The sequence below is a fragment of the Phormidesmis priestleyi BC1401 genome (genome assembly GCF_001650195.1).
Classification (GTDB): domain Bacteria; phylum Cyanobacteriota; class Cyanobacteriia; order Leptolyngbyales; family Leptolyngbyaceae; genus Phormidesmis_A; species Phormidesmis_A priestleyi_B.
Genome location: NZ_LXYR01000010.1, coordinates 63,928 through 86,226, shown reverse-complemented (window position 1 = coordinate 86,226; position 22,299 = coordinate 63,928). Strand labels below are relative to the sequence as shown.

Below are 22,299 nucleotides of genomic sequence, written 5' to 3'. Positions count from 1 at the left end.
CTCTCGCCCCACCTCGTGAGGCAGGCATTTCATGTCTGCATTCACCAACGCCAAAAAATTGACAGCAGATTGAGTTTTGTCCAAAACCAACGTGGTCAGCTATGTCTTGACGATGCAAAAGCTGGCAGTGTTGGGAAGGGACGTTTAACCCAATTCGTCAGGAGCACATGCTGATTGCTGAGACGGCTCTAAGCCAGTTGGCGCTCGATCGAGTCGGTTGGTGCCGAGTCGCATATCGCTTTATCAGTCCCGGTTGCTCTTTAGACGTGAACCCCGATTGCATAGGATTCAGTGGGCGATCGCCTTTCTGTCAATAGTCAAGCTTTTTCTCAATTTTTGACCTTTGATCCCCACTCCCCGATCCCGCTCTTTCACTGCCTGTTTTCCTCTAATAATTTCTTTACCTTTTACGATATGATGTGTCTCATCAATAGGTATTTATCTACAGAGGGCGAGCGCAGTCATGAGAGTAGCGATCAACGGCTTTGGACGCATTGGGCGAAACTTCATGCGTTGCTGGGCGGGCAGGGAAAGCAGTCAGATAGAAGTAGTCGCTATCAATGATACGTCTGACCCCAAGACAAACGCTCACCTGCTGACCTACGACACGATGTTAGGTAAGTTTAAAGCCGATGTGAGCGCCGATGAAAACACGATCACGGTCAACGGTCATGTGATTAAATGCACGAGCGATCGCAACCCAGAAAACTTGCCCTGGAAGGATTGGGGAATTGATTTAATCATTGAATCAACCGGAGTGTTCATCAGCAAAGAAGGCGCATCCAAGCACATCAACGCTGGCGCTAAAAAGGTGTTGATTACGGCTCCGGGTAAGGGTGAGGATGGCACGTTTGTGGTGGGTGTCAATCATCAAGATTACGATCATTACAAGCACAACATTATTAGTAACGCAAGCTGCACTACTAATTGTCTTGCCCCCGTTGCCAAAGTCATTCACGAAAATTTTGGCATCATCAAAGGCACGATGACTACGACTCACAGCTACACAGGCGATCAACGTCTGCTAGATGCGAGTCACCGCGATCCGCGTCGGGCACGGGCTGCTGCGATGAACATTGTTCCGACTTCGACGGGTGCTGCAAAAGCCGTAGCTCTGGTGCTGCCCGAACTGGCAGGCAAGCTGAACGGGATTGCAATGCGGGTTCCGACTCCTAACGTGTCGGTGGTTGATTTGGTGGTTCAGGTTGAGAAAGCGACGATCGCCGAGCAGGTTAATGAGGTGCTAAGAGCCGCTGCTGAAGGTCAGATGAAAGGAATTATCAAGTACTGCGATTTACCTCTAGTGTCGAGCGACCACGCAGGAACCGATGAGTCTTCGATTATTGATGCGGCTCTGACGATGGTGATGGGCGGCGATATGGTGAAGGTGATCGCTTGGTATGACAACGAGTGGGGCTATAGCCAACGCGTTGTTGACCTGGCTGAAATCGTGGCTCAAAAGTGGGTTGCCTAAGACTCAATTAGTCGTTTGCTTGAATGCCCTCAGTTCCTCGATCGGAGTTGGGGGTTCCTTGTATAGTCGAAGTAGTCATTGTCAAATAGCTGGTGTTTGCCATGAGTACACTGAACGAGATCAAAGAGGCTGTTAGTCGCTTTTCATCAGAGGATCTTGCTGCTTTTCGCGCCTGGTTTGTGGAATTGGATACGGATACATGGGAGCAGAAGATTGAAGAGCATAAGAAGGCAGGTCGGTTAAGTCCAAGGCATCTAGAACTTCTCAAAGCTTTACGAGATGTGGAAGGTCAGAGCAAAAGATGGCTAGAAGAATATCGGACGGACGGGATTGACTTAAAATCTCAAGGAATTGATCAAGCGCAGGCTCAGGTTCTACGATCTAGCCTCGCCACTTTCTTAGAAGATTGGGACAGTCCTGAAATGAGCATCTATGACAACTACGACGCAGCTAAAGCCAGTGTTCAAGCGAGGTGATGTAGCGCTGGTACTTTTTCCCAATTCCGATCTGATTTCTTTTAAGACGCGCCCTGCCCTAATCGTTCAAGCGGACGGCTTGCAGACTGAACTGCCACAGATCATTATTGCGATGGTGACAAGCAAAATGTCTCGATCGGGGCATCCCAGTCGCGTTACAATTTTGCTAAATTCATCAGAAGGGCAACGATCAGGTCTGCTAAAAGACTCAGTGGTGATGACTGATAACTTAGCCACGATCGTGCTTTCAGCCGTTCATCGAGTGATTGGCTCATTACCGACAGAAGACATCGATAAAGCGCTGAAACATACGCTTGGGCTGTAGCAAAAGTCTTTGACCTAAACTACTTAAGACTCGTTTCGACATTCGCTAATAGTTGTTGTAGTTGCTGCCTCTGCTGATCGAGCCAAGCTTTTTCTGCTGCGCGCTGTTCGGGTGCCTCTTGTTGATAGCGTTTTTGCAGGCTGAGGAAATGATTGTAGAAGGTGAGTGTCCATTTCACTACTTTCTGGAGTATTGCGAGGCGATCGTTGATCACAAGCTCAACTCGCCCCTCGATTTTTGCAAATCCTTTATCTCTGAATTTGTCTACTTCGTCCCATGAGATGTTACCAAATCGGCTCTGCCACTCTTTGACTTTAGAATTAGTGTCATGAGATAAATCAAGAGTATGACTATTAGACAGCGTGCCTAGCTTCCGATAGAATTTATCTTCTAGCTCTGCCAGCAAGCTTTCTTTTTCTTGCGTGATGCTAGATTTCAATTCTGGATCGAGCAGATCTGTGAACGTTTGTGCTGAGTCTAAGTGCTTAATGTCGAGTTTTTGGAAAAGTTCATCTAGCGTTTCTTTAACTGCCTTGTCTAAGCTCTCAGAGATATGACTGATCTTACCTGGCAGTTCTCGCGTAAACCCATCTTTGTCAGCCCAGCCAATCACTGCGCGTTGCTGACTTTTTGAATCAAAAAAGAATTTCTTCTTTAACTCCTCAATCTGATTAAGCCAGTTCTGGTTAGCTTGCTCAATAATTTTCGCCTTTTCTTCGGCTGCAAATTGCTGAAGGTGGTTCCACCATCCGCTAATTTCGCCGACTTTCTCCAAAATCACAGAGTCCGAAACTGCGATGACCTGCTGCTTGCTGTGCCAGACGGCTTCTGACTGCTCTAGAGTTTTCATGCAGCCTATCAGGTTTCTTCCGAATTGAACTTGTGCCTGTAGAAGATCATCTAAACAAGGCTGGATCGAGCTACGCAACGTTGTAGCGGATTGTTTGATCTCCAAGGATTCCACCGAGTGATATTGACCCGCTAACAGTTCTGTTGAAGATTGGGCGATCGCTCTCAAAGACGTGAAATATTCTTTCATCAACTACCTTCCACAAGCAAAACAGTAAATTTACTGAGGCTGAATCGGCTAATTAGCTAATTTATTCACTACATCATACTTAATCAGAAAGTTTGCGAATAGACTGGTGGCATCTCTATCGAAATTATACCTATCGCCCTATGTCACTTGCATTTAGTCTTCTCGGAGAAGCTCTTCTAAAATCCGGCAAACTCCAGTACATGATGTCTAAAACAGGAGAAGTGCTTCCTATGCTAGTAGACGTTGATACGGGCAAGATTTTTGAGATTGGGAGAGTCGTTGCAGGAGGTTTTAATCCTGTAGTTGCACCATTTAAACTCATAATGGATGGTGCTCAAATGGTTCAGACTCATCGTGGGTTTCAAAAAACCTACCAAATGATCGGAACGCTTCAGCAAAGTTTGGGAGTCTTGCAAACGACAACCGCCATTATTGGGGCAGGGGTTGCAGTCACCGGAGTTTTAACAGCAGTAAACCTCTATCAAACGCTGCAACTGAGAGAAGACGTAAAGCAACTGCGAAAAGAATTAAACAATGGCTTTCTGGATATCAAACAAGTTCTGACCTCGCAACACACAGAGATTTTGCAACGCATTGATCAGCAGACATTTGACGATCACCGACGAGAATTAGAACGCGCCTACGCTCGGTTTGCAGAAGCGACGAAATTAGTCAGGTTAGGGCTGGAGTGCCAAAACGTAAATGCTAGAGACAATTATTTAGCGAACGCAGTGCAAACCATGAGTGAGTCACTGGCAATTTATAACGACCCCAGGTTATTGCCAGAAATGAATGCGGCTGGAAAACTGCGTCGATTTGAGTGCGCTTGGACGATCGAGCAAACGATCGCCCTAGTCTTTCAATTACACAATGAGCCGATCGCTGCCAGTAAATGTATTTCTGATTTGCAAAACAACATCAAACAGAATACTCTCTCGGTTGTCGCTACTTGCCAATCTCAAGCCGAATTAGACTTCATCTTTCCCGAAATCACTCGCATTCATCACCAAGATTTGCAGGTTTTAGAATCGTGGCAAACTCAAATTGATGTGATGCAAGCCCTTTCACCCAGGGAATTACAGCAGCTTCCTGATCTGAGCCTTGAAGATTTTGACAAGATCGAGCCTGAGATTTTACAAATTCCTCTAGAAGAGGCGCTGTATGAAACGCTGCGACTGCAAACTGACTTTGAGGGATTACGGGATCAACTGCGCTTTATGATCAAACCGGAGTCGCGGCAAGAATATGAAGTGGCGATCGATACCCTAGCTCCTAAAGCGGGTTACTCTGCGCTTGTGCCGTCAAATTGGCAAGATGCCTCAGATTTAACAGTTGCTAATCTCTACTGGTATTTCAACAATCTTAAAAGCGTCTAGCTCGATCGGAGTTGGCGGCTTTTTGTATAGTTGAGTTGGCAGAGTGGAAAAGGTTGATGATTGTAAATACGCTGAACGAAATTGAACAAGCGGTTCGTTAGCTTTCACCGGAGGAGTTTGCAGCGTTTCGGGTTTGGTTTGCAGAATTCAACGACTTAGAATCGCAGGGTATTGATAAAGAGCAAGCTCATATTAGACCTCCTGCACGAATACTTCGCCCTCACCCTAAGGAGAGGGGACAAGAGGCTCTAGCTCCCTTCTCCCTGGGGAGAAGGGTTGGCGAGGGCTTGCCACACTGCGTGAGGAGGGCTATCTAGATTCACGCAGGAGGTCTATTCTTCGATCGAGTCTCGCCACCTTCTCAAACGATGATTAATTCAGGATCACCTCGACACTATCTAATAGTTGTTGTAGTTGTTGCCTCTGCCGATCGAACCAAGCTTTTTCTGCCAACCGCTGTTTGGGTGTCTCTTGTTGATAGCGCTTTTGCAGACTGAGGAAATGATTGTAGAAGGTGAGTGTCCATTTCATCAGTGTAGAAGTATGTCACTTGACTTTAGACGTTTCTTCGAGCTTGAGAAACGCTCCGCCTCGCTGCACACCCGATCGACTGCCGTAGCTGCTAATCGTGAACGATCGCAGGTGATCAAAGAAAGGCTGACCCGCAAATTCCAACACTTTGAGGACTGGGAATCGGCTCTCTAAGATCGGTTGAGCCGTTTGCCAATCGAGATAGAGATAGCCGTTGTTTGGCGTTGAGAGCGGAGCGATCGCCTGCTCAAATCCTTTGGTTTGCGAGATCGGATTTTTGGTTGCCTTCAGCACATCATCCATTGCCTCAACGGAGGTTGTAAAGATCTCATAGTTGCCCACAGACGCATGAACTCCGGCAACTTGGGCTTGCACATCAACCGTTTTTTGGCTGCGTTTTTCTGCGTCCCCAGCTACCAATAGGCGAGTCCAGACGTTGACCGTTTGATCAGAGAGTTGCAGAGAGCCGATGCTGATGCCCTGCGCTTTTGCGATGTCGTCGAGATGCTCGATCGCGCTTTGTGCAGTCTGGTCAGTAGATTTATCTGCCACAAACACCCAGTCGCTCACAGTTTTCTCCTGAGTTCCTTCTGGTCGCGGCACTAACCCCAGCGCATAGTCGCCTTTGACCCAGCTAAAAATATCCTGTGGTAAGTCTAACTTCCAGCGATCGTTGAGCGCTTCGACAGGGCGATTCACCAAATCGGCGACGCTGCGATAGCCAGACACGCCTTGAGAAAGACTTGCCCAGGCTCGATCGAGATCGACTCCTGATGCCGAGAGCGGACTGCTAGCAGGAATATATTTGAGCGCTCCTACAGGTTTAGACGTTGACGGAGTTGAAGCAATATCGACTGCGGGAGCCAAAAGCGCCGTCTCTGCGGTCAAGCCTTGACGATCGAGTCCGAGGGCGATCGCCAAGCCCTGATAAGCTGCCGAGACTTCTTCAGAGTTTGTAACCGCTACAGACTCTTCTCCAGTTAATGCAGCAAGTTGCGGCAAGTTTAGAAACACCATGCCGATGCGTCCTTGAGTCAGATTGGCGATCGCGCTCTGATAGTTCGTCGAATTCTCTAACCCCAATTCTTCTGCCTGAACCGTATTGATTGCATCTCGCAGCACTTTGGGACTGTTGGCAAACAAGACAAACCGATCGCCAATGACTGCACTAGCCAACAAAAGTGGGGAGTTTGGCTTTCTTGTCTGACTGTCTTTTAACTCGCTTCCGTAGATTAATTTAGTGCCTTTGTAGGGTTCAAAGATCAGGTCAGTGCCCGCGATCGCTTGTTTTTGCCAAAACACTTGCAGAAATTCTCGCGATCGCTGTGGGTCTTTGGTAGTCAATGCCATCAAATAACCCGGTTGTTGCCCGTTTTCAGAGTCGCGATCGATATCAAGAGTTGTCACCGCCAAAGTGATTTCGTCGCCCAGCCAGGGCTGCAAATCGCGCTGATAATCTAGCCCAGTCGCGCCGATAAGCCCCTGTTTGAACTGATCTAGTTCTGCCCGTGCTTGTTTGCGCTTTCCGGGTTTGACCACGATTTGACGTAGAGCAGTCAATCGATCGGGGTTGACCATCAGCGATGCCATCACAGGAGCCTGTTTAGAAATAAACATCGCTGCTGAGGGTTCGTCTCTGCTGCCGTTGAGCAACCCTAACGGACTTTGAGCAAACAGCCAGAGAAACGCGATCGTGCCTGTTAAAAAAAGCCCCGTCGCGATCGTTGCCGAAAGATAAAAAAATGAGCGCAGCTTCATGGATCAGCCCAGACGAAGGAGTAATCAAGGATAGCGACAAACCTGTCTTTCCTCAAAATCATTATTTCAGCACAATGCCCTCGCTACACATTAAGATGTCCGTAAGCAAAGACAAAATCAAAAATTAGGCAATTCTGCTGCCATCAGAACCTCAGAATCATCGTGTTTCAGATTGTGGAAACGAGAGCACCTTTGGGACAAGGAGACTCATCCCGCGAGGCACCTTGAGCCTCATGTCAAGAAAATTGCTATGACTCAGCCTAAACCGTTCTCTGAATCTCAAGAGCAGCCCCCGATCGCGTCGCTTCCCGCCATGACTCTCGAAGAATGGCTCGAAAAACTTCGGCGCTCAGATCGCGCGTTCTATAACATCATGGCGATAGAAGTTTGGTCGATCGCCAAGACAATGGACAGCCTGACTCCTGGCTTTTGGAGTCGCTTTATGACCAATCGCCGCCTAGCAATGAAACAGTTTGTCGAGCATCGAAGGGTACAGCATTCAGCCTCTCAACCGCCTCCGCCATCCTCCGAATCTTCACGCAACTTGTAGGTATCTAAAAAGAACGAAAGTGTCTTCTAGAGTGCTTGTAGTCAATGCTTTCGTACAGTACGATCGCTGAAGGGTTTGGAGTCACCATTCGCCGTTTGCCTTCGGTTTAATTTAGTCAACTGCTTGCATCACTCTAGCCTGCACTCGTTCCACCTTAGGTAGATTATGAAAGCTCTCAACGTCAGTCTTTCTGTTTGGCAACAGCTAAAAAATCGTGAGCTAACTTGCGAACAAGCCCTGCATCTGCTTATCGACCCCGACGGCAACGTCACGTTAGAATTGCTCGATCGCGAAGTCAGCAATCGCTTCTTAAAAGAGTTTCCCGATCGCAACTCGCTGCCTCCTCTGATTCCGCTGCTGCTGTGGCGCAACTGCTTTTATCTCGGTAGCCCTGCCGCACTCTCAGACGCGATGATTCAGAGCTTGAGCGATCGCACCTTCACCGATGTCAAGATTATTCCGGTTTCTGACAAAAGCTATCGCGCCTGGTATCACGTTTCAAATCTAGACCACACTCAAATCAGTGCCTCTCCTCTAGTCAATCCGCTCACGGGTGAACTGGAGCAAGAAAACATCGGAGAAGTTACCGAGCTTTATCTGTCAAAAGCAGCCGACCAAATCGGACGCATTAGAACCATTATTTCGGGTGCGCTGCGAAACCGTGCCAGCGACATCCACCTAGAGCCAACGCCTGACGGGCTGCGAGTCCGCTATCGAATTGATGGCATCTTGCGAGATATTACAACGCTGCCGATCGAGGTGAGTCGTCGCGCGATCGTTGCCCTAAAAGTCATGTCTAACATGGACATTGCCGAAAGCCGTCGCCCTCAAGATGCCCGCATTGGTGAGATCTACGCCTCTGGTCAAGAAACCGATCTGGGATTGGATTTGCGCGTCAGCACTTTGCCCTGTGTGGGCGGCGAGAAGGCAGTCATCCGGTTATTGCCGCGTCAAAACCCGTTTAACGACATCCACGAGTTAGGGTTCTCAAGTGCGGCTCTAGAGATTTATCAAGGCTGGCTCCAGCAACCCCAAGGAATGGTGATCTTCACAGGTCCGACGGGTTCTGGCAAAACGAGTACGCTCTATACCAGTCTGCAAACGATCGCCACTGAGTATGTCAATGTTATCACCGTCGAAGATCCGGTGGAATATGTGCTGCCTCGCATCACCCAAACCCAAGTGCATGAAGCGGCTGGAATGACTTTTGCGGCTGGCTTACGCGCTATTCTGCGTCAAGATCCAGACATCATCATGTTGGGCGAAATTCGAGATAGCGAAACTGCCGAAACTGCCATTCGTGCTGCACTCACGGGACACCTCGTGCTCACAACTCTTCACACCAACGATGCCGTCAGCGCGATTCCTCGTCTCAAGGATATTGGTCCTGATCCCGGTTTAATCAGCGACGCGTTGTTAGGAGTCGTGGCTCAACGGCTGGTGAGAAGAAATTGTCCTCACTGTTCTGAGCCTTATCAACCGACCGATCGAGATCTCAAGGCGTTGGGCATCGATCGGGATCATGCCCATCTTGATCAGTGGCGTAAAGGCAAAGGATGCAATCGCTGCTATAACTCTGGCTATTTGGGGCGCGAAGCGATTATTGAGTTGTTAAACGTCGATGATGCGATTCGTCAACTCATTTATGAAGGCACCATGACGCAGCTAAACCGCTATTTAATCGATGGCAATTTTGAATCGTTTCGATCGGCAGCCATTTCCAAAGTCACGCAGGGCATCACCACAATTCAAGAGATTTTGCGCGTCTTGCCCCACAGTTCTCTCTATCGCAAGACGGTCGGCGAAGTCAAAGTCACGCATTCCAAAAAAGCTCTGCTGAGTGTTACGGGCGGATGATGCGAGTACAACAATTTCACTCAATCGGTCTTTAAACAGCGACGATGACCTCAAACAGCGAACAGTTCGACTTCCCCATCCAACGACAGTTAAGGCAACTGACTGATCAAATCGATCGCTTCACCGAAGGCTTAACCGAACTCAGATTCTTGATGCAGGAGCAAACCGAAAATGCTCGTCAGCAAACAGAGTCCATTCGTGAAATGAGAGAGGAGTTTAGAAACAGTAGAGAAGAGTTCAAAAATAGTAGGGAGGAGATGAGAGAAATTAGAGAAGAGTTGCGAGAAGTTAAAGAGACTACTAAGCGACAAGCAGCCGTCGCCCAACAGCAAGCAGAAAGCATTACTCAGTTGATCGCGCTTTATGGACAAAATCGTTCAGCCGCTCAGTAACTGATCGCTCGTGAGGAATCGCTTAAGCTGGTTTTATCGTACGATCGTCCCATGACTCACTCATCTTTTCGTCAACCCCTGCCCGAAATCACAGTTAGAGAGCTTGCCCAAACGCTGACAGACCCTCCAGAAGCCGTGCAACTCATCGACGTGCGGGAGCCGTGGGAGCTTGAAACTGCTAGTCTACCCGACTTTATAAATCTGCCTCTCAGCGAGTTTGCCGAATGGTCTGAAGCCATCCAAACTCGGCTTGATTCTGAGAAAGAAACATTCGTTTTGTGTCATCACGGGATGCGCTCTGCTCAGATGTGCCAGTGGTTGATCAATCAGGGCTTTACTGACGTTAAGAATATTGCGGGGGGCATTGATGCCTACTCGATCGTCGTTGATTCTAGCGTTCCCCGATATTAAGCTCGGCTTTATCCGGTTGAAACCATTGCGAGATCGAAATCATCACCATCGGCTAAAGGGGTGGTTGACCAGATTGGAATTGTAGTAACGCGCATCGTGAGAAACGTCTTCACCAATCCAGTCGGGGTGATCGATCGCTTGGTCGGCACTTTCTAGCTCAACTTCTGCGATGACTAGCCCCTGGTTTTCGCCTAAAAATTCGTCAACCTCCCAGGTCAGCCCGCTGATGTCAATCTTGCGGCGATATTTCTCAATCAGAGGCGACGCGCAAAGACTGTCTAGTAGTTCATTTGCATCCTCGATCGGAATTGGGTATTCAAACTCCGATCGGGCGATTCCCTCAGAGGCTCCTTTAATGGTAATAAACGCCTGATCGCCTGCAACTCTCACACGCACCGTTCGCCCCGGCTGAGTAGGGATATAGCCCTGACGATACAGCGCTCCGGGGGCAAGGTCACGCCAGCGATCGCTGGTGACTAAAAACTTGCGTTCGATTTCGACTCCCATTGTTACCCGCCTTGCTGCTGCAAATAGAGAAAAGCATCCACCTCGGCGGCGATCGGTTGGGCATCGATCGCGCCGAGTCTCAAAGTAGTCAACGCCCCGGCTGCACTGGCGTAGCTGGCAACCCGTTTAGCCACATCGGGATTCGTCAATCCTTGAATGCCCTGTTGACAGAGTTGATGGACAAACCCTGCTACAAAGCTGTCTCCGGCTCCAGTTGTGTCTTCAACATCTACCTTAAAGGCTGGCACTTTCCCTTCGTTTTCTCCCAGACAATAAGCGCACCCTTTTTCGCCTGCGGTCACGATGACTCCTTCTAAGGTGCCGAGACGATGCGCGATCGCGCCGGGGTCAGTCGTGCCAAACAGCCAGTCTGCTTCTTCTTCTGCTAGTTTGAGAAAATCGACTCGTTTGATTAGATTGTGAATCATTGGCGACGCGGCGTTAGAATCTGCCCAGAAAACGGGTCGCCAGTTAACATCCAACACGATTTTGACGAAAAACTGCTCACATAAATCGAGCGCACGAGCGATCGCGCCTCGACTGTCCAAATAAGCCAGTTCTAAAGTACCCAACACCAAAAAATCGGCTGACTCAAATAGAGCCGGAGAAAGCTGCGCCGCTTGCAGATGCGTGTCGGCAAATTCCGAAGAGGGACGATTGCCGCCAAATGCCACAAAGCTACGATCGCCCGTCTCTGATCTCAACACCATCACCGTGCGCGTCGGAGCCGTCGGATGAGATTGAATGCCAGTCGTGTCAACCCCCACAGTTTGCAGCACCTCGACGAGCGATCGTCCGGGATCGTCTTGCCCGACGCAGCCCACAAACGCTGCCGGAGTGCCAAGCTTTGTCAACGCACACGCCACATTTGCCGGAGCGCCACCGGGGTAGGATGTCCACGACTCGACTGCTTCGAGCGATCGACCCGGTTGGTCAGCGATGCAGTCAAATAAGATTTCGCCCAGACAAATGACGCGAGGATGAGTCACGGTGAGGTTCCTTAGATTTGCCACTCTTAGTGTAGGAGAAGCCGCGCCGTGTAACGTTTAAGAATCAAATCTGTCCGTCTCGACGACCTAATTCATAAATTCCACAGCCCATGCAGGCAAGAATGCCGACGCTGATTGCCCAACTTTTGCCCAGACTCACCTCGACTCCATAGCTGCACAGAGCGCCCACTGCCAAAAATGGAATGATGCTGAAGACAGACGCATAAAAAGCGTTTTGGGCTTCTCTCGCGGGTCGAGTCTTCTCAAATTCTTCTTCTGAGAGATAGAGCGATCGCTCTGCAAAGTTAAACCAGCGATTGAGCTGCTCGATCACCCACTCTCCGATCGGGGAAAACCCTAAATAAAGTGCCAGCGACCACAAGCCTACCCCTGCAATCACAGTGGCATCAATCGGAAATCTGAAAGGACCAAGTTCGATCGACATGGATTGCAGGGTGAAGAGTGAAAACTGTGAATAACGATTTCTTAAACTATGTATCGGTTATTCTACAGAAAAGCAGCGCTCCACGAAAGTAGCAAAGCCCATTTCTATCCCTCGCAATGGTTACGACTTAGGCACTTAAGGGGACAGCCGATCGAGCATCCATTTCCCATTTTTCAACTGATAGCGGAGTCGATCATGCAATCGACTCGATCGACCCTGCCAAAACTCAATGGCGATCGGCTTGACTCGAAACCCACCCCAGTGTGGCGGACGGGGAATCTCTTGATGCTCATATTGGGCTTTTAGGTCGGTGAGCCGTTGTTCTAAAACATCGCGGTTGGCAATCACCTGGCTTTGCTCAGATGTCCAAGCACCGAGGCGGCTTCCGATCGGGCGACTATAAAAATAAGCATCAGATTCATCAGCGGAAACTTTTTCGACACTGCCCACAATGCGGATTTGTCGCTCTAACTCCGTCCATAAAAACACGAGAGCCGCATGAGGATTGTCGATCAGTTCTTGGGCTTTATGGCTGTTGTAGTTGGTGTAAAAAACAAAGCCTCGATCGTCAAAGCCTTTCAGCAACACAATTCTCGCAGACGGAATGCCCTCTTTGGTCGCCGTTGCGACGGTCATCGCGTTGGGTTCGGGAAGCTGTGCCTCGACGGCTTGATCAAACCAGCGCTGAAACTGCACAAACGGATTCGGGTCAACCTCCGTTTCGTTGAGTTCTTGAAGGGTGTAGTCTTTTCTGAGGTCAGCGATCGATGAATTCATCTCATCCAAATTCTAGGGTTTCTTGCATTGTATTGGAGTCTTTCGTTAAATCGCGATCGGTTCACGGGCAGTCTCAGACTTGGGACGGGCGACCAATCCGGGATATGGCTCTGGGGCAAATGCTCGATCTGGGTCACTTAGCAGAGCGTGATCGCAGACTGCAAATAGTTCAGCTTCAGTCTGGGCAAGCCGCATAGCTCGCAAGAAAGTGCCCGCTGAGTCTACACTTTGAGCAATGTAGTTGAGATACATTTTGAGATAGCTAACCCGCGCTCGTTCGGGCACCGCTAGCGCTGTGGTCGTTTGTCGTAATCGCTCAATATAGTCATGCACATCAGCTAGAGTGACGATCTCAACAGGTTGACCGCTTAAAGATTGGCGAATTTGCTTAAAAATCCAGGGATTGCGGATGGCAGCGCGACCAATCATCACCCCTGCGGCTCCTGTCTGCGATAAGACCTCCAGGGCTGAGGCGGCAGATGTGACATTTCCATTTGCTAAAACGGGGCAATTCACTCGTTGAACGGCGCGAGCAATCAGATCATAATGCACGTCGCTGTGATACATCTCTTTGACGGTGCGACCGTGCAGACTCAGCAAATCGATGTCGTGGTGACTGATCAGGTCAAGAATGCGATCGAAGTGATCTGTGTCTTCAAAGCCGATTCTCATCTTGACCGTTAAGAGTCCGTTCACCGATCCTCGAAGCTCTCCTAAAATTCGATTTATCTTGTCAGGATCGCGCAGCAGCCCACCTCCCACATTTTTGCGATAAATTCTGGGGGCAGGACATCCCATATTGAGGTCGATGCCCGCAACTGGATAGTGGCTCAACTCTTGAGCAATGCGAATCAAGTCGGGAATGCTTTCGCCAATGAGTTGAGCAAAAATGGGGCGATCGGTAGAATTTTCAGTAATCGATCGCAGCGTCTTTTTATCTAAACCCGAATTTGCATAGACGCGAAAATATTCAGTAAAGAAATAATCGGGACTGCCATAGTGGGCAATCACATTCATGAAGTGTAGATCGGTCACATCTTGCATGGGTGCAAGCGCGGTTAGGGCAAGCCCTGGATGGAGAGCGGAAGGCAAGCGATCGAGGTGTGACATTGGCGCAGTCAGAGGGAGTGCCTAGAAATACAGTGAGTCTGCACATCAGGCTATCTGACTGATCCTATCAGAAATTGCGCCATGCCATTGAGGTTCTGTTCAAATTAGATGACAGAATTGGAGTGCTTAGGGACGCTCCGTGGAACGTCCGCATCATCAGGTTAAGATTGCCAAACTGAACGTCATTATCGCGCTACTGAGTTCGCAAGTACCAACGTTGCCAGCACACCCAAGATATGACCAAAACTCATTGAAGCCAGAAATCCTGCAACGCTGATGTCGTTAAACAGCGATTTGGAAAAAGGCAGCGGCATCTTGGCTCCTGCGTTAGGATATTTAATGGTTCGACTAGCGATAATTAAGACGAGTAGACACGATCCGATGATTACCGGGGTTCCTTCCCAGTTCCAAAGCTCGGTGCCAGGAATTGCGAATTGAGCGATAAAGGAAGAGAGCATCATAGAAGTTTTCTCCTAAATGGGCATCTGTAGATTTTATAGTCTCAATCATTCTTCCGCGATCGCTCAGGTTCAACATCTCTCTGTTGTAAGATTCTGGCTCTACCTATTGGAAGATATTCTGATTTTATTTTTGAGCAAAGCTTCTGCCCATTTATAGTCGCTATACTGCCCACAGAACCTTAGTTTTGTGTCAGAGACTACTGTGAATACTTTGAGAGGCTTTGCTATGACATCGATCGACACCAAAACCCTTAATTCATTGGCGACTCGCTTTAAGCAATTGCTCGTTGATGACCAAATCGCTGCACTAGGCTACCTTTATCAAGAACTGGGTAGCTCACTTCCATCGATCGCCACTCCTGATAAGGTGAATGACCTGCTGAATATGATGGGCGATATGCGCGAGGGCAGCCAGATCGAGTTTATGCAAGATGTGCTGAACGATCAAACTACTAAAACCGATGAGGTTTCCCTTGATCCTCATCCTACAAAGGCATTGCTTGAGCTAATTCCGGGCGATAATGTTGAGCCACCTCTGACTCAATATCACAAATTCAGCCCCACCGAACGGCTATCGTTTTGGTCGCAGTTAGCCAGCAAAATGGGCGATGAAGTGATTGCACTGCCGTCTGACTATTCTCTATCGCCTGAGGCAACAGAACTATTGAACTCGCTCAAATCGTTGGACACTGATCAGACAGTAGATTTCTTGAGCCAGATTGTCTAGCACGATTCTGACCGGACTGTAGGAACGCTACTCGCGATAGTCCTACAGTCCCCAACTCCAGTTTTTTTAAGCCCTATTCGATCGCAGAGCTTGCCCGATCGCGGCGTTTCAACAGCAGCCCACTCAATAGCCCGATCGCCACGGTTCCAACAACGGCTTCTGACTCTGGGATTTTGATTGCCGTGTAGGTGATTCCGATCGGGCGCTTTAACGCTTTGTTGGTCGGCACATAAATCGCACTCGAATTGCCAGCAGACGGCAGGGGTGCCCCGCTAAACCCGTCATAGCGAAGAATTGCACCTTGGTTAGTAGTTTGGTCAAAGCCCACACTATAAAGCGTTCCGTTTGGGTCAAACGTCAGGTTGCCAATAAAGCTTGTGCTCGGCACAACCCCAGTGTAATTTGTTGAAATGGTCTGTTTAGCGGCTCCGCTAGAGAGGTCATAGCGGCGAATGTCGTTGGCAAAGTCACTGGCAAACAAGTCACCCTGAGGATTTGTGGCTAACCCCAAAAAGCTCACAAAGCCAAAGCTGTCAGGAGAAGGCGTTGGTTGGTCAACAAAAACAGATGACTGCCCGGTGCTGAGGTCATAGCTCAAAATTTGGCTAGCAAACCCGCCGCTAAAGTCTGCTTTAAATGAACCCGGTTTCGTCGGATCAGCGATCGCGACACTTCCTTGAGTGGTCACTAACAGGCGACCATCGCCCGTAAACAGCAGATCATTGGGTCCGTTGAGTTGTCCCGACTTGCGATCGGATGAGGGAATCTCTTTTGCAGAAGCAAAAACATCAAGAAATGCACCCGTTTTGCCATCAAATCGCAAAATCTGATCGGTCAGAAAGCTGCTGACATACAGTTTGCCGTCTGGTCCAAACGCACTTCCATAAGGACGAATTAAGCCACCTGTCGCAAACATATCAATAAAAGCGCCTGTCTTGCCGTTGTAGCGCAAAATCTCGCCTGATGACCCACTGCCACTGCTGACGTAGAGATTGCCATCCGGTCCAAACGTGAGATCATCGGGGTCGAGCAGACCACCAGCCCCAGGTGCGATAAAATCACCTCTAAAGTTTCCGGCATCGTCGTAGATCACCACGTTGTCGCCTCTGGTGTTGCCTACTAAGAGCGCTGCGTCTGCCTTGGGGATGCTAAAACTTATCGAACCAATGCTGACACTAAGCGCGATCGTAGAAGTTAGGAGAGATAGCCGACTATTCATAAAACCTTGACTTTGTGGGTAGATGTCCCTATTTTTCATAGGTTTTGAGTTGTGAAGTGTCTTTTCAACTACCAAATCTGGTTAAATTCTTTCATAGTGACAAAATTCAGCGATGAGTTCTCTTTCTTCAAAAAACTTGGCGGCTTGGACTCTGCGCGATCGCCCCTTTCAGTGGGGGCAACAAACCTACTTGATGGGTGTGTTAAACGTCACGCCCGACAGTTTTAGCGATGGCGGACAGTTTAACAGTTTAGAATCCGCCCTCAATCAGGCGCAAAAAATGGTGACGAGTGGAGCCGACATTCTAGACATTGGCGGACAATCAACTCGACCTAATGCAGAAGAAGTGACGTTAGCAGAAGAACTCGATCGAGTCATCCCCGTTATTCAAGCGCTGCGACAAAATCCAGACTTTTCACAGGTGCCGATCTCGATCGACACCACACGGGCAACGGTGGCAAACGCCGCGATCGTCGCAGGTGCCGACTTGATTAACGATGTTTCTAGCGGGACGTTTGACGCAGAAATGTTTCCCATAGTGGCAAAATTGGGCGTGCCGATCGCGTTGATGCACAGTCGCGGCACTCCCAAAACGATGCAGACTCTCACCGATTATCAAGACTTGATTCGGGAGATTGTCGAATTTTTAGAGTTGCGAATTCGAGGTGCAATCGCGGCGGGTATCGATCGCCATCAGATCATCATCGACCCTGGCATCGGGTTCGCCAAAAAACAAGCGCAGAACTTAGAAATTCTGCACCAGCTTCCTGCGTTTCAGGGTTTAGGATGTCCAATTTTAGTGGGCGTGTCTCGCAAGAGTTTTATCGGTCACATCATCAGCCAGCCCGATCCGCAGAAAAGAGGATGGGGAACAGCGGCAGCGTGTGTGAGCGCGATCGTCGGAGGCACTGATATTTTGCGCGTTCATGATGTCTCAGAGATGCACGACGTTTGCCGCGTTGCCGATGCTATTTGGCGCTCTTAGTTTGTGGTGTTTCCTTCTGAAGAATTGTTCGTTCCTTGTTCAAATTCATTCGGTCTGATCAAGTCGGTAATGGCTTCATTCAAGGCTCTAGGGTCCATGAAGACGATTTTAGAGTTATCGCTCTTGCCAATCTCTAAATTGGCGTTGACATAATCTTTGGCGACCAAATAGCGCAATACTTCTTGGGCATTCGGTTGAGCCTGTAGTGCTCGTGCGAGTTCTTCGATCGACTGCACCGTTGCCTCTGTTCTCGAAAGTGCTACCTTCTTTTGACTTTTGGCAATCTGCTCTTGCTCTAGAGAATCTCTTAAAGCCGATGACAAGTTGATGGCTTGCACCTCGACTCGAATTACCTCAATTCCCCATTTGCGCGCCGCTTCATCGAGGGGTTTGCGAAGTTCACTATTGATTCGATTGGTCGATGAAACCGCTTCTTCAAGCGTCAGGCGACCAATTTCGCCCCGCAGACTGGTAATCACCAGTTGTTTTAGCGCTTCTTCTAAATCTTCAACTGCGTAATAGGCTTTTTGGAGTTCTACAATTCGCCAAAAAATGATGGCATCAATCTCGATCGGAACGTTATCTTTAGTCAGCGCTTGTTGCGGGTCAATATCTAAAAGCTGTTCTCGAACAGTTTCGACTAAAACCGTATCTATGAACGGGATCACAAAATTTAGCCCTGGCTTTAAGGTGCGTTTATACTGCCCTAATCTCTGAACTAGGGCTTCGTCACCCTGGTCAATGATCCTGACAGAACCAATCATGTATCCCAGAATAATCAGTGTGAATGCACCAAGTAGAGACTCAATCATAAATGTGCTCCCATTGAGCTTAATTAGAAATTAACCAGTGACTCGCTTTATAGAAGTAGTCCAGCATCAAAGATAGCTTTTTTAATGATGCAACGGTCTAACGTGCATTCTACAGACATTTTCACAGTTCAAACCTTAAACCGAGCTACCTTCTACTATCTTGCCAAGCATTCCCAATTCCTTTAACAATTCCGCGACCGATTAGCCCCAATCCTCTCCCAATCACGTCTGTAAGAAGGTAGACGATTCCACTGCCTAGAAATGCGATCGCTGATCTCAATCGGGGCGAAATTGCATCTCGTGTCTCTAATGCCAATGTCACGGCTAATCGCACCCCTGCAAGTTGCTCAAGCTCATGGCGACGTGGAGCGTAGATAAAAATTCGCACGATGCCCTGATGGGTGAACACAAATAATGAATATCGACTCTCAAAAATAGCGGTCGGTTCAGAAACATAGCGATCGACGCGATATTTCCAAGATAGGTCATTGCGAAAGCGCTCAATGTCGCGGGTAGAGAGAAGGCGACGATCGTAAAAGCTTTGTTTGATGGCTTCTAAGTCTGAAAAGCGATTGAGCAACGGTTGTACAACGGCATTTGCAAGCTGAATGGTGAGATTTTCTAACAGATCGGTGGCACGAGCGATCGCGTCAGCAGATCCGATCAAATAATCGGTATTGTCGATCGTGAGTGCAGTCCGAAATAGCAGGTGAGCATACAACTCTATCACCGCAGGAATTTTGTCTAGAATTGCTGTCTGAACCGTTTTCTCGTCTTGAAGTAATGCTGTCACAACTTCAATGTCTTGGTTTCTGACGCGCAACGTGTAGTATCTGCCAAAAAAATCCAGGCTGACCGATTGCCACAAGTCTCGCAAGATCACAGACTGTTTTTCGACAAGCTGATGGGGCTGAATTTGAGAAAACCGCAACTCTTCTAAACTCGCTTCAATCTGCCGCAAAATGATGTAAAAAAGTTCTCGCTTTCGCTCTGCTCGAAAAATGTCGATTTCTAACGGCGAATTAGTCAGGTTTTCCAAACTCGATTGCAGTTTGGCAGAAATGCCGTCAAACAAGATTGCTTGAAGATCTTTAGCGGTCATTTCTGGAGGCGGATCAGGGACGAGTTGAGAACTAGACGGCAGCGATCGTAGTTCGCTTAAAGGAGGTAAAATTTTCGCAGGTTCTGGCGCTAAATCTGAGCTAGAAAAGATTCGCTTCACCACCCATTGAGCGGCTTTAAGCTCTCGACGCTGCCCGGTGAGAATGGCTTTGTCGAGTAATGACAGCCCCGACGATCGCAGTTGATTATCAAGTTCGATCAGAGCGGCTTCGATTTGTTGAAGACTCGACGATCGGAGAGCCTGACGCGCTTCTCTCAGCAGATTAAAGGATCGTTCGGTTGGGGTAACGATCGTTAAACTCTGCAATCGCTCCAGATCCCAATAAGTCTGACCTGCCGCGACTTGCCGGATTGCTGTTGCCAGATCTGCGATCGAGCTTCCTCTCGCGCAATATCCCTCAACGCCAATTTGCATAGCTTCAAGCGCGATCGCGTCTGGCAGCGACCCGATCAGCAAAATGGGCAGATTGGGATATTGAGTTTTGAGTTGCCGCAGCAGATCTAGATCTAAGCGCGACTGAAAAGATCCCGCGTTTTCTAAATCTAGAAGAATCACATCGATCGAAGCACTGCTTCTCATGCGATCTGCCAGGGTTCTCAATGCCGATGCGCCCGTTTCAGCTTCGACTGCCACTTGCAGGTCTGCAAATCGACTCAGCCCTGTCAGCAGTCCCAGTCGCAAAACGGGGTCTGCCTCAATTAGAATGAGCTGCAACAAGCGATTTACCGAACGATCTAGCGACACAGACGAAATCCTTTACAGGTCTATCATGCTTCCTATACTCCCACAACTATTGTGGAGCCGGATCTGAAGCTGGCTCTTGAGTAGAGTCTGCTGAACCACTAGACTGACTGGCAGCTTCCTGATCTCGTGCTCTCCAAATCGCCGCCCGCTCAACTGACCACCGCGAAATGGCACCTTGCGCCTCTCCATAAAGGGCACGCCGCGATGAAATCTGAGATGCCAAGTCGATCGCTCTCGTTAGATAACCTCCATTTGCTAAACTACTCGCCTGATTGAGAATCGGGCGATCTTGAGCAATCTGAATCTGATAGACCCACTCTCCGATCAGCGATCGCGCATCTCCATAGAGCGCTCGCCCTGGCTGCACCCTTGACGCTATTTGAATCGCCTGCCCCCATTTGCCAGGGGTCGCGATCGCTTTCGCCTCGTCTAAAATCGGCTTGTCTTCGATCGTCTGAATCTGCGCCGCCCAGTTCACAATGTCTGACTGCGCTTCTTGCGACAGTGCCCGTTTGGGTTTAATCAAACTGGCTAACGCCACCGCCGACCGCAGGGGGTCAAGTTTGCCCGCCTTCGCCAACTGTTGAGCCTGCCGCAGCACAGGGCGATCTTCCATCCATTGGGCTTCTTTTTGCCACTGGGCAAGCAGCGTTTGGGCATGAAGGCGACGCGGACGCTTGGGCGAAATCTGTTTTGCCTGGTCGATCGCCAGTTCTAAAATCGGAAGCTGCTGAACGTTTGACAGACTGCTTGCAATATTAAGCTGCACCAGGTCTTGTGCTTGCAGGTCTAACCGGGGCAACAAAACTTTTGCCTGGGCATAAAACGGACTCTGTGCATTAATCTGTCGCAAAAGCTGAGTCGCCAGCCACAGAGGTGCGAGGCGTTCTAGAGGCGGTTGACGATAATCGGTATCGGCGGCGATTTCTTTGGCTCGAATCAACCGGATTAAGTCCTGATTATCTGAGGTGAGCTTAACACTGGCAGGAATCGAACTGACTAGAGTGCTTGCCCCAACGAGATCCTGTTTGTCTAACCGAGCCACCGCCAGCCCAAATACGGTATTGCGCCACCGCAGCACCTCGGCTTTTGCTTGCTCCCAGACAAAGGTTTTACGGCTGATCGGGTCTGTGATCGCGATCGCCCGTCCCCACTGTTCTGGTGAGGTCGATTTTGCAAAATTCCGGGCATCTTTGAGATATTGCCAGGCGACTTTCTCATCAGTGGCGCGTTGCCGAACTTCGCTGAGTCGATCTTGCCAAGAGGGATCGTTGACCAGACTTAACGAAGCGATGTGCTCAGAGGCTAAGTTCCAGTTTTGTTTTTTGAGGGCGATGAGGATCTTGTCGTAGAGGATTTGCCCTTTGTTGAATTCTTCTCGCCAGCGTTTAATGGCGACTTGAGCATCTTTATAAATCGCACTCGACTTAGGGATTTGGTTGGCGAGAGCAATGCCGCCTTTTAAGTCTTTTTGAGTGACTCGATCGCGCGCTAAAGTCAGCAGCGCATTCGACCAGTCTTGCATCAGCCCTTGCGCCTGACCATAAAGAGGGTGCTCTGGTGTCCAGTTCTTGACCAGTTTAATCGCCTCTAAAATCTGCTCTGGCTTCCCTGACGAGGCACTTTGTTGAGCACAAAACAGCCGTTCTGACTCAGCCGACCAGCTAGAGATCTGCTGACAGTCAGCCGCTGGGGGAACTTTTGAGAGCCAGATAAATGCTCCAATTGCTGTTCCGCCTGCCGCTGCAAGAATTCCTAACCAGATGATCTGCCATTTCCAAGCTTGTGCGATCGGGCTTAAAGTTTGCAGAGTGCCTTTCGTCCCCGATGAGATCTTGTGAGCAGCAGCTTTGGGAAGTTTAACCCAGCGGTTTTCTACCCGTCGTCCTTCGGGCGGAGCAACAGGTTCAACGTCCTCATGAGTGACTTTTATCTCGGAGTTTAACAGGTCATCTGGCGATGAGTGGGGATGTAATGGTTGGTCTGCATTCTCGGAGCGAGGTTTTTGGAAGACCTGAAACCAGGAGAGAGTCGGGGGTTTTCTAGCCATGAATTCAGCAGATCGCACAGGTCGGGGTTCGGCTATTCTACAGTCGGTTTGGGCAGTTGATTGAGCCGATTTTGACTCGCTCACCCTCACTTGCTGACGGCTATTTCAATATCCTCCTCAGAATAATGAGCGTCCGGGAGTAACGATCGACGAAAGCCTTG

At 49.1% G+C, this 22,299-nt stretch carries 24 protein-coding genes; 11 read left to right on the top strand and 13 right to left on the bottom strand.

The window, feature by feature from the left end:
- Nucleotides 1–167: 167 nt before the first annotated feature.
- From A8707_RS27960 to A8707_RS07910, 4 genes are all read left to right on the top strand, one after another.
- Nucleotides 168–317 (top strand): hypothetical protein, encoded by a 150-nt coding sequence (locus A8707_RS27960; RefSeq protein ID WP_156518425.1) that lies wholly within the window; start codon nt 168–170, stop codon nt 315–317.
- A 146-nt stretch (nt 318–463) separates the two neighbouring features.
- Nucleotides 464–1,474, top strand: a complete 1,011-nt coding sequence (locus tag A8707_RS07920) for a type I glyceraldehyde-3-phosphate dehydrogenase (RefSeq protein ID WP_068816265.1) — start codon at nt 464–466, stop codon at nt 1,472–1,474.
- 101 nt (nt 1,475–1,575) lie between these two features.
- Complete coding sequence (locus A8707_RS07915) at nt 1,576–1,950, top strand: hypothetical protein (RefSeq protein WP_231947979.1); 375 nt, start codon at nt 1,576–1,578, stop codon at nt 1,948–1,950.
- Complete coding sequence (locus tag A8707_RS07910; protein WP_068816264.1) at nt 1,907–2,275, top strand: type II toxin-antitoxin system PemK/MazF family toxin; 369 nt, start codon at nt 1,907–1,909, stop codon at nt 2,273–2,275. The genes A8707_RS07915 and A8707_RS07910 overlap by 44 nt, the downstream gene beginning before the upstream one ends.
- 19 nt (nt 2,276–2,294) lie before the next feature.
- Here A8707_RS07910 and A8707_RS07905 read toward each other — a convergent pair whose 3' ends face one another.
- The gene (locus A8707_RS07905; protein WP_068816263.1) at nt 2,295–3,314 is read right to left on the bottom strand and encodes a hypothetical protein; all 1,020 of its coding nucleotides are present in this window, start codon (nt 3,312–3,314) and stop codon (nt 2,295–2,297) included.
- 140 nt (nt 3,315–3,454) lie between these two features.
- Between A8707_RS07905 and A8707_RS07900 the strand changes: the two genes are divergently transcribed.
- The gene (locus A8707_RS07900) at nt 3,455–4,690 is read left to right on the top strand and encodes a hypothetical protein (protein ID WP_068816262.1); all 1,236 of its coding nucleotides are present in this window, start codon (nt 3,455–3,457) and stop codon (nt 4,688–4,690) included.
- 372 nt (nt 4,691–5,062) lie between these two features.
- Here the strand turns inward: A8707_RS07900 and A8707_RS27955 are convergent, their stop codons facing one another.
- Nucleotides 5,063–5,221, bottom strand: a complete 159-nt coding sequence (locus tag A8707_RS27955; RefSeq protein ID WP_156518424.1) for a hypothetical protein — start codon at nt 5,219–5,221, stop codon at nt 5,063–5,065.
- A gap of 15 nt (nt 5,222–5,236) precedes the next feature.
- Nucleotides 5,237–6,979 carry a DUF3352 domain-containing protein gene (locus A8707_RS07895; RefSeq protein WP_068816261.1) on the bottom strand — a complete coding sequence of 581 codons (1,743 nt, stop codon included), beginning with the start codon at nt 6,977–6,979 and terminating at the stop codon, nt 5,237–5,239.
- A 250-nt stretch (nt 6,980–7,229) separates the two neighbouring features.
- Here A8707_RS07895 and A8707_RS07890 point away from each other — a divergent pair, with 250 nt between their 5' ends.
- The 4 genes from A8707_RS07890 to A8707_RS07875 all read left to right on the top strand — a co-directional run bounded on the left by A8707_RS07890 (nt 7,230) and on the right by A8707_RS07875 (nt 10,189).
- Nucleotides 7,230–7,529, top strand: coding sequence for a hypothetical protein (locus tag A8707_RS07890; RefSeq protein WP_082906274.1), 300 nt, complete (start codon nt 7,230–7,232; stop codon nt 7,527–7,529).
- A gap of 165 nt (nt 7,530–7,694) precedes the next feature.
- A complete protein-coding gene (locus tag A8707_RS07885; RefSeq protein ID WP_068816260.1) occupies nt 7,695–9,386 on the top strand; it encodes a GspE/PulE family protein in 1,692 nt (563 codons plus the stop codon).
- 44 nt (nt 9,387–9,430) lie between these two features.
- Nucleotides 9,431–9,778, top strand: a complete 348-nt coding sequence (locus tag A8707_RS07880; protein WP_068816259.1) for a hypothetical protein — start codon at nt 9,431–9,433, stop codon at nt 9,776–9,778.
- A 51-nt stretch (nt 9,779–9,829) separates the two neighbouring features.
- Entirely contained in the window at nt 9,830–10,189 is a 360-nt protein-coding gene (locus tag A8707_RS07875) for a rhodanese-like domain-containing protein (protein WP_068816258.1), read from the top strand.
- A 42-nt stretch (nt 10,190–10,231) separates the two neighbouring features.
- Here the strand turns inward: A8707_RS07875 and A8707_RS07870 are convergent, their stop codons facing one another.
- The 6 genes from A8707_RS07870 to psaK form a co-directional block, all read right to left on the bottom strand.
- Nucleotides 10,232–10,696: a CYTH domain-containing protein gene (locus A8707_RS07870; RefSeq protein WP_068816257.1), complete on the bottom strand. Its 465-nt coding sequence runs from the start codon at nt 10,694–10,696 to the stop codon at nt 10,232–10,234.
- A gap of 2 nt (nt 10,697–10,698) precedes the next feature.
- A complete protein-coding gene (locus tag A8707_RS07865; protein WP_068816256.1) occupies nt 10,699–11,685 on the bottom strand; it encodes a carbohydrate kinase family protein in 987 nt (328 codons plus the stop codon).
- A gap of 64 nt (nt 11,686–11,749) precedes the next feature.
- The gene (locus tag A8707_RS07860; protein ID WP_068816255.1) at nt 11,750–12,130 is read right to left on the bottom strand and encodes a hypothetical protein; all 381 of its coding nucleotides are present in this window, start codon (nt 12,128–12,130) and stop codon (nt 11,750–11,752) included.
- A 135-nt stretch (nt 12,131–12,265) separates the two neighbouring features.
- Nucleotides 12,266–12,907, bottom strand: a complete 642-nt coding sequence (gene pdxH, locus A8707_RS07855) for a pyridoxamine 5'-phosphate oxidase (protein ID WP_068816254.1) — start codon at nt 12,905–12,907, stop codon at nt 12,266–12,268.
- Between the two features lie 45 nt (nt 12,908–12,952).
- Complete coding sequence (locus A8707_RS07850) at nt 12,953–14,017, bottom strand: tRNA-dihydrouridine synthase family protein (protein WP_068816253.1); 1,065 nt, start codon at nt 14,015–14,017, stop codon at nt 12,953–12,955.
- A gap of 185 nt (nt 14,018–14,202) precedes the next feature.
- Nucleotides 14,203–14,478, bottom strand: a complete 276-nt coding sequence (psaK, locus tag A8707_RS07845) for a photosystem I reaction center subunit PsaK (protein ID WP_068816252.1) — start codon at nt 14,476–14,478, stop codon at nt 14,203–14,205.
- 226 nt (nt 14,479–14,704) lie between these two features.
- Here psaK and A8707_RS07840 point away from each other — a divergent pair, with 226 nt between their 5' ends.
- Complete coding sequence (locus tag A8707_RS07840; protein WP_068816251.1) at nt 14,705–15,205, top strand: orange carotenoid protein N-terminal domain-containing protein; 501 nt, start codon at nt 14,705–14,707, stop codon at nt 15,203–15,205.
- Nucleotides 15,206–15,278: 73 nt separating this feature from the next.
- Here A8707_RS07840 and A8707_RS07835 read toward each other — a convergent pair whose 3' ends face one another.
- Nucleotides 15,279–16,424, bottom strand: coding sequence for a Vgb family protein (locus A8707_RS07835; protein WP_068816250.1), 1,146 nt, complete (start codon nt 16,422–16,424; stop codon nt 15,279–15,281).
- Nucleotides 16,425–16,536: 112 nt separating this feature from the next.
- On the opposite strand from A8707_RS07835, the gene folP reads away from it, so the two are divergent.
- The gene (folP, locus tag A8707_RS07830; protein WP_068816249.1) at nt 16,537–17,409 is read left to right on the top strand and encodes a dihydropteroate synthase; all 873 of its coding nucleotides are present in this window, start codon (nt 16,537–16,539) and stop codon (nt 17,407–17,409) included.
- Here the strand turns inward: folP and A8707_RS07825 are convergent.
- The 3 genes from A8707_RS07825 to A8707_RS07815 all read right to left on the bottom strand — a co-directional run bounded on the left by A8707_RS07825 (nt 17,406) and on the right by A8707_RS07815 (nt 22,138).
- Entirely contained in the window at nt 17,406–18,221 is an 816-nt protein-coding gene (locus A8707_RS07825; protein WP_068816248.1) for an SPFH domain-containing protein, read from the bottom strand. The genes folP and A8707_RS07825 overlap by 4 nt on opposite strands.
- A 145-nt stretch (nt 18,222–18,366) precedes the next feature.
- Nucleotides 18,367–20,088, bottom strand: coding sequence for a DUF3685 domain-containing protein (locus A8707_RS07820; RefSeq protein WP_068816247.1), 1,722 nt, complete (start codon nt 20,086–20,088; stop codon nt 18,367–18,369).
- A 46-nt stretch (nt 20,089–20,134) separates the two neighbouring features.
- Nucleotides 20,135–22,138, bottom strand: coding sequence for a hypothetical protein (locus A8707_RS07815; RefSeq protein ID WP_068816246.1), 2,004 nt, complete (start codon nt 22,136–22,138; stop codon nt 20,135–20,137).
- Nucleotides 22,139–22,299: the final 161 nt, after the last annotated feature.

Excerpts from the sequence above, each read along its gene's own strand:
- A8707_RS27960 (WP_156518425.1), top strand. The coding sequence starts at position 168 with ATGCTGATTGCTGAGACGGCTCTAAGCCAGTTGGCGCTCGATCGAGTC.
- A8707_RS07920 (WP_068816265.1), top strand. The coding sequence starts at position 464 with ATGAGAGTAGCGATCAACGGCTTTGGACGCATTGGGCGAAACTTCATG.
- A8707_RS07915 (WP_231947979.1), top strand. The coding sequence starts at position 1,576 with ATGAGTACACTGAACGAGATCAAAGAGGCTGTTAGTCGCTTTTCATCA.
- A8707_RS07910 (WP_068816264.1), top strand. The coding sequence starts at position 1,907 with ATGACAACTACGACGCAGCTAAAGCCAGTGTTCAAGCGAGGTGATGTA.
- A8707_RS07905 (WP_068816263.1), bottom strand. The coding sequence starts at position 3,314 with ATGAAAGAATATTTCACGTCTTTGAGAGCGATCGCCCAATCTTCAACA.
- A8707_RS07900 (WP_068816262.1), top strand. The coding sequence starts at position 3,455 with ATGTCACTTGCATTTAGTCTTCTCGGAGAAGCTCTTCTAAAATCCGGC.
- A8707_RS27955 (WP_156518424.1), bottom strand. The coding sequence starts at position 5,221 with ATGAAATGGACACTCACCTTCTACAATCATTTCCTCAGTCTGCAAAAG.
- A8707_RS07895 (WP_068816261.1), bottom strand. The coding sequence starts at position 6,979 with ATGAAGCTGCGCTCATTTTTTTATCTTTCGGCAACGATCGCGACGGGG.
- A8707_RS07890 (WP_082906274.1), top strand. The coding sequence starts at position 7,230 with ATGACTCAGCCTAAACCGTTCTCTGAATCTCAAGAGCAGCCCCCGATC.
- A8707_RS07885 (WP_068816260.1), top strand. The coding sequence starts at position 7,695 with ATGAAAGCTCTCAACGTCAGTCTTTCTGTTTGGCAACAGCTAAAAAAT.
- A8707_RS07880 (WP_068816259.1), top strand. The coding sequence starts at position 9,431 with ATGACCTCAAACAGCGAACAGTTCGACTTCCCCATCCAACGACAGTTA.
- A8707_RS07875 (WP_068816258.1), top strand. The coding sequence starts at position 9,830 with ATGACTCACTCATCTTTTCGTCAACCCCTGCCCGAAATCACAGTTAGA.
- A8707_RS07870 (WP_068816257.1), bottom strand. The coding sequence starts at position 10,696 with ATGGGAGTCGAAATCGAACGCAAGTTTTTAGTCACCAGCGATCGCTGG.
- A8707_RS07860 (WP_068816255.1), bottom strand. The coding sequence starts at position 12,130 with ATGTCGATCGAACTTGGTCCTTTCAGATTTCCGATTGATGCCACTGTG.
- pdxH (WP_068816254.1), bottom strand. The coding sequence starts at position 12,907 with ATGAATTCATCGATCGCTGACCTCAGAAAAGACTACACCCTTCAAGAA.
- A8707_RS07850 (WP_068816253.1), bottom strand. The coding sequence starts at position 14,017 with ATGTCACACCTCGATCGCTTGCCTTCCGCTCTCCATCCAGGGCTTGCC.
- psaK (WP_068816252.1), bottom strand. The coding sequence starts at position 14,478 with ATGATGCTCTCTTCCTTTATCGCTCAATTCGCAATTCCTGGCACCGAG.
- A8707_RS07840 (WP_068816251.1), top strand. The coding sequence starts at position 14,705 with ATGACATCGATCGACACCAAAACCCTTAATTCATTGGCGACTCGCTTT.
- A8707_RS07835 (WP_068816250.1), bottom strand. The coding sequence starts at position 16,424 with ATGAATAGTCGGCTATCTCTCCTAACTTCTACGATCGCGCTTAGTGTC.
- folP (WP_068816249.1), top strand. The coding sequence starts at position 16,537 with ATGAGTTCTCTTTCTTCAAAAAACTTGGCGGCTTGGACTCTGCGCGAT.
- A8707_RS07825 (WP_068816248.1), bottom strand. The coding sequence starts at position 18,221 with ATGATTGAGTCTCTACTTGGTGCATTCACACTGATTATTCTGGGATAC.
- A8707_RS07815 (WP_068816246.1), bottom strand. The coding sequence starts at position 22,138 with ATGGCTAGAAAACCCCCGACTCTCTCCTGGTTTCAGGTCTTCCAAAAA.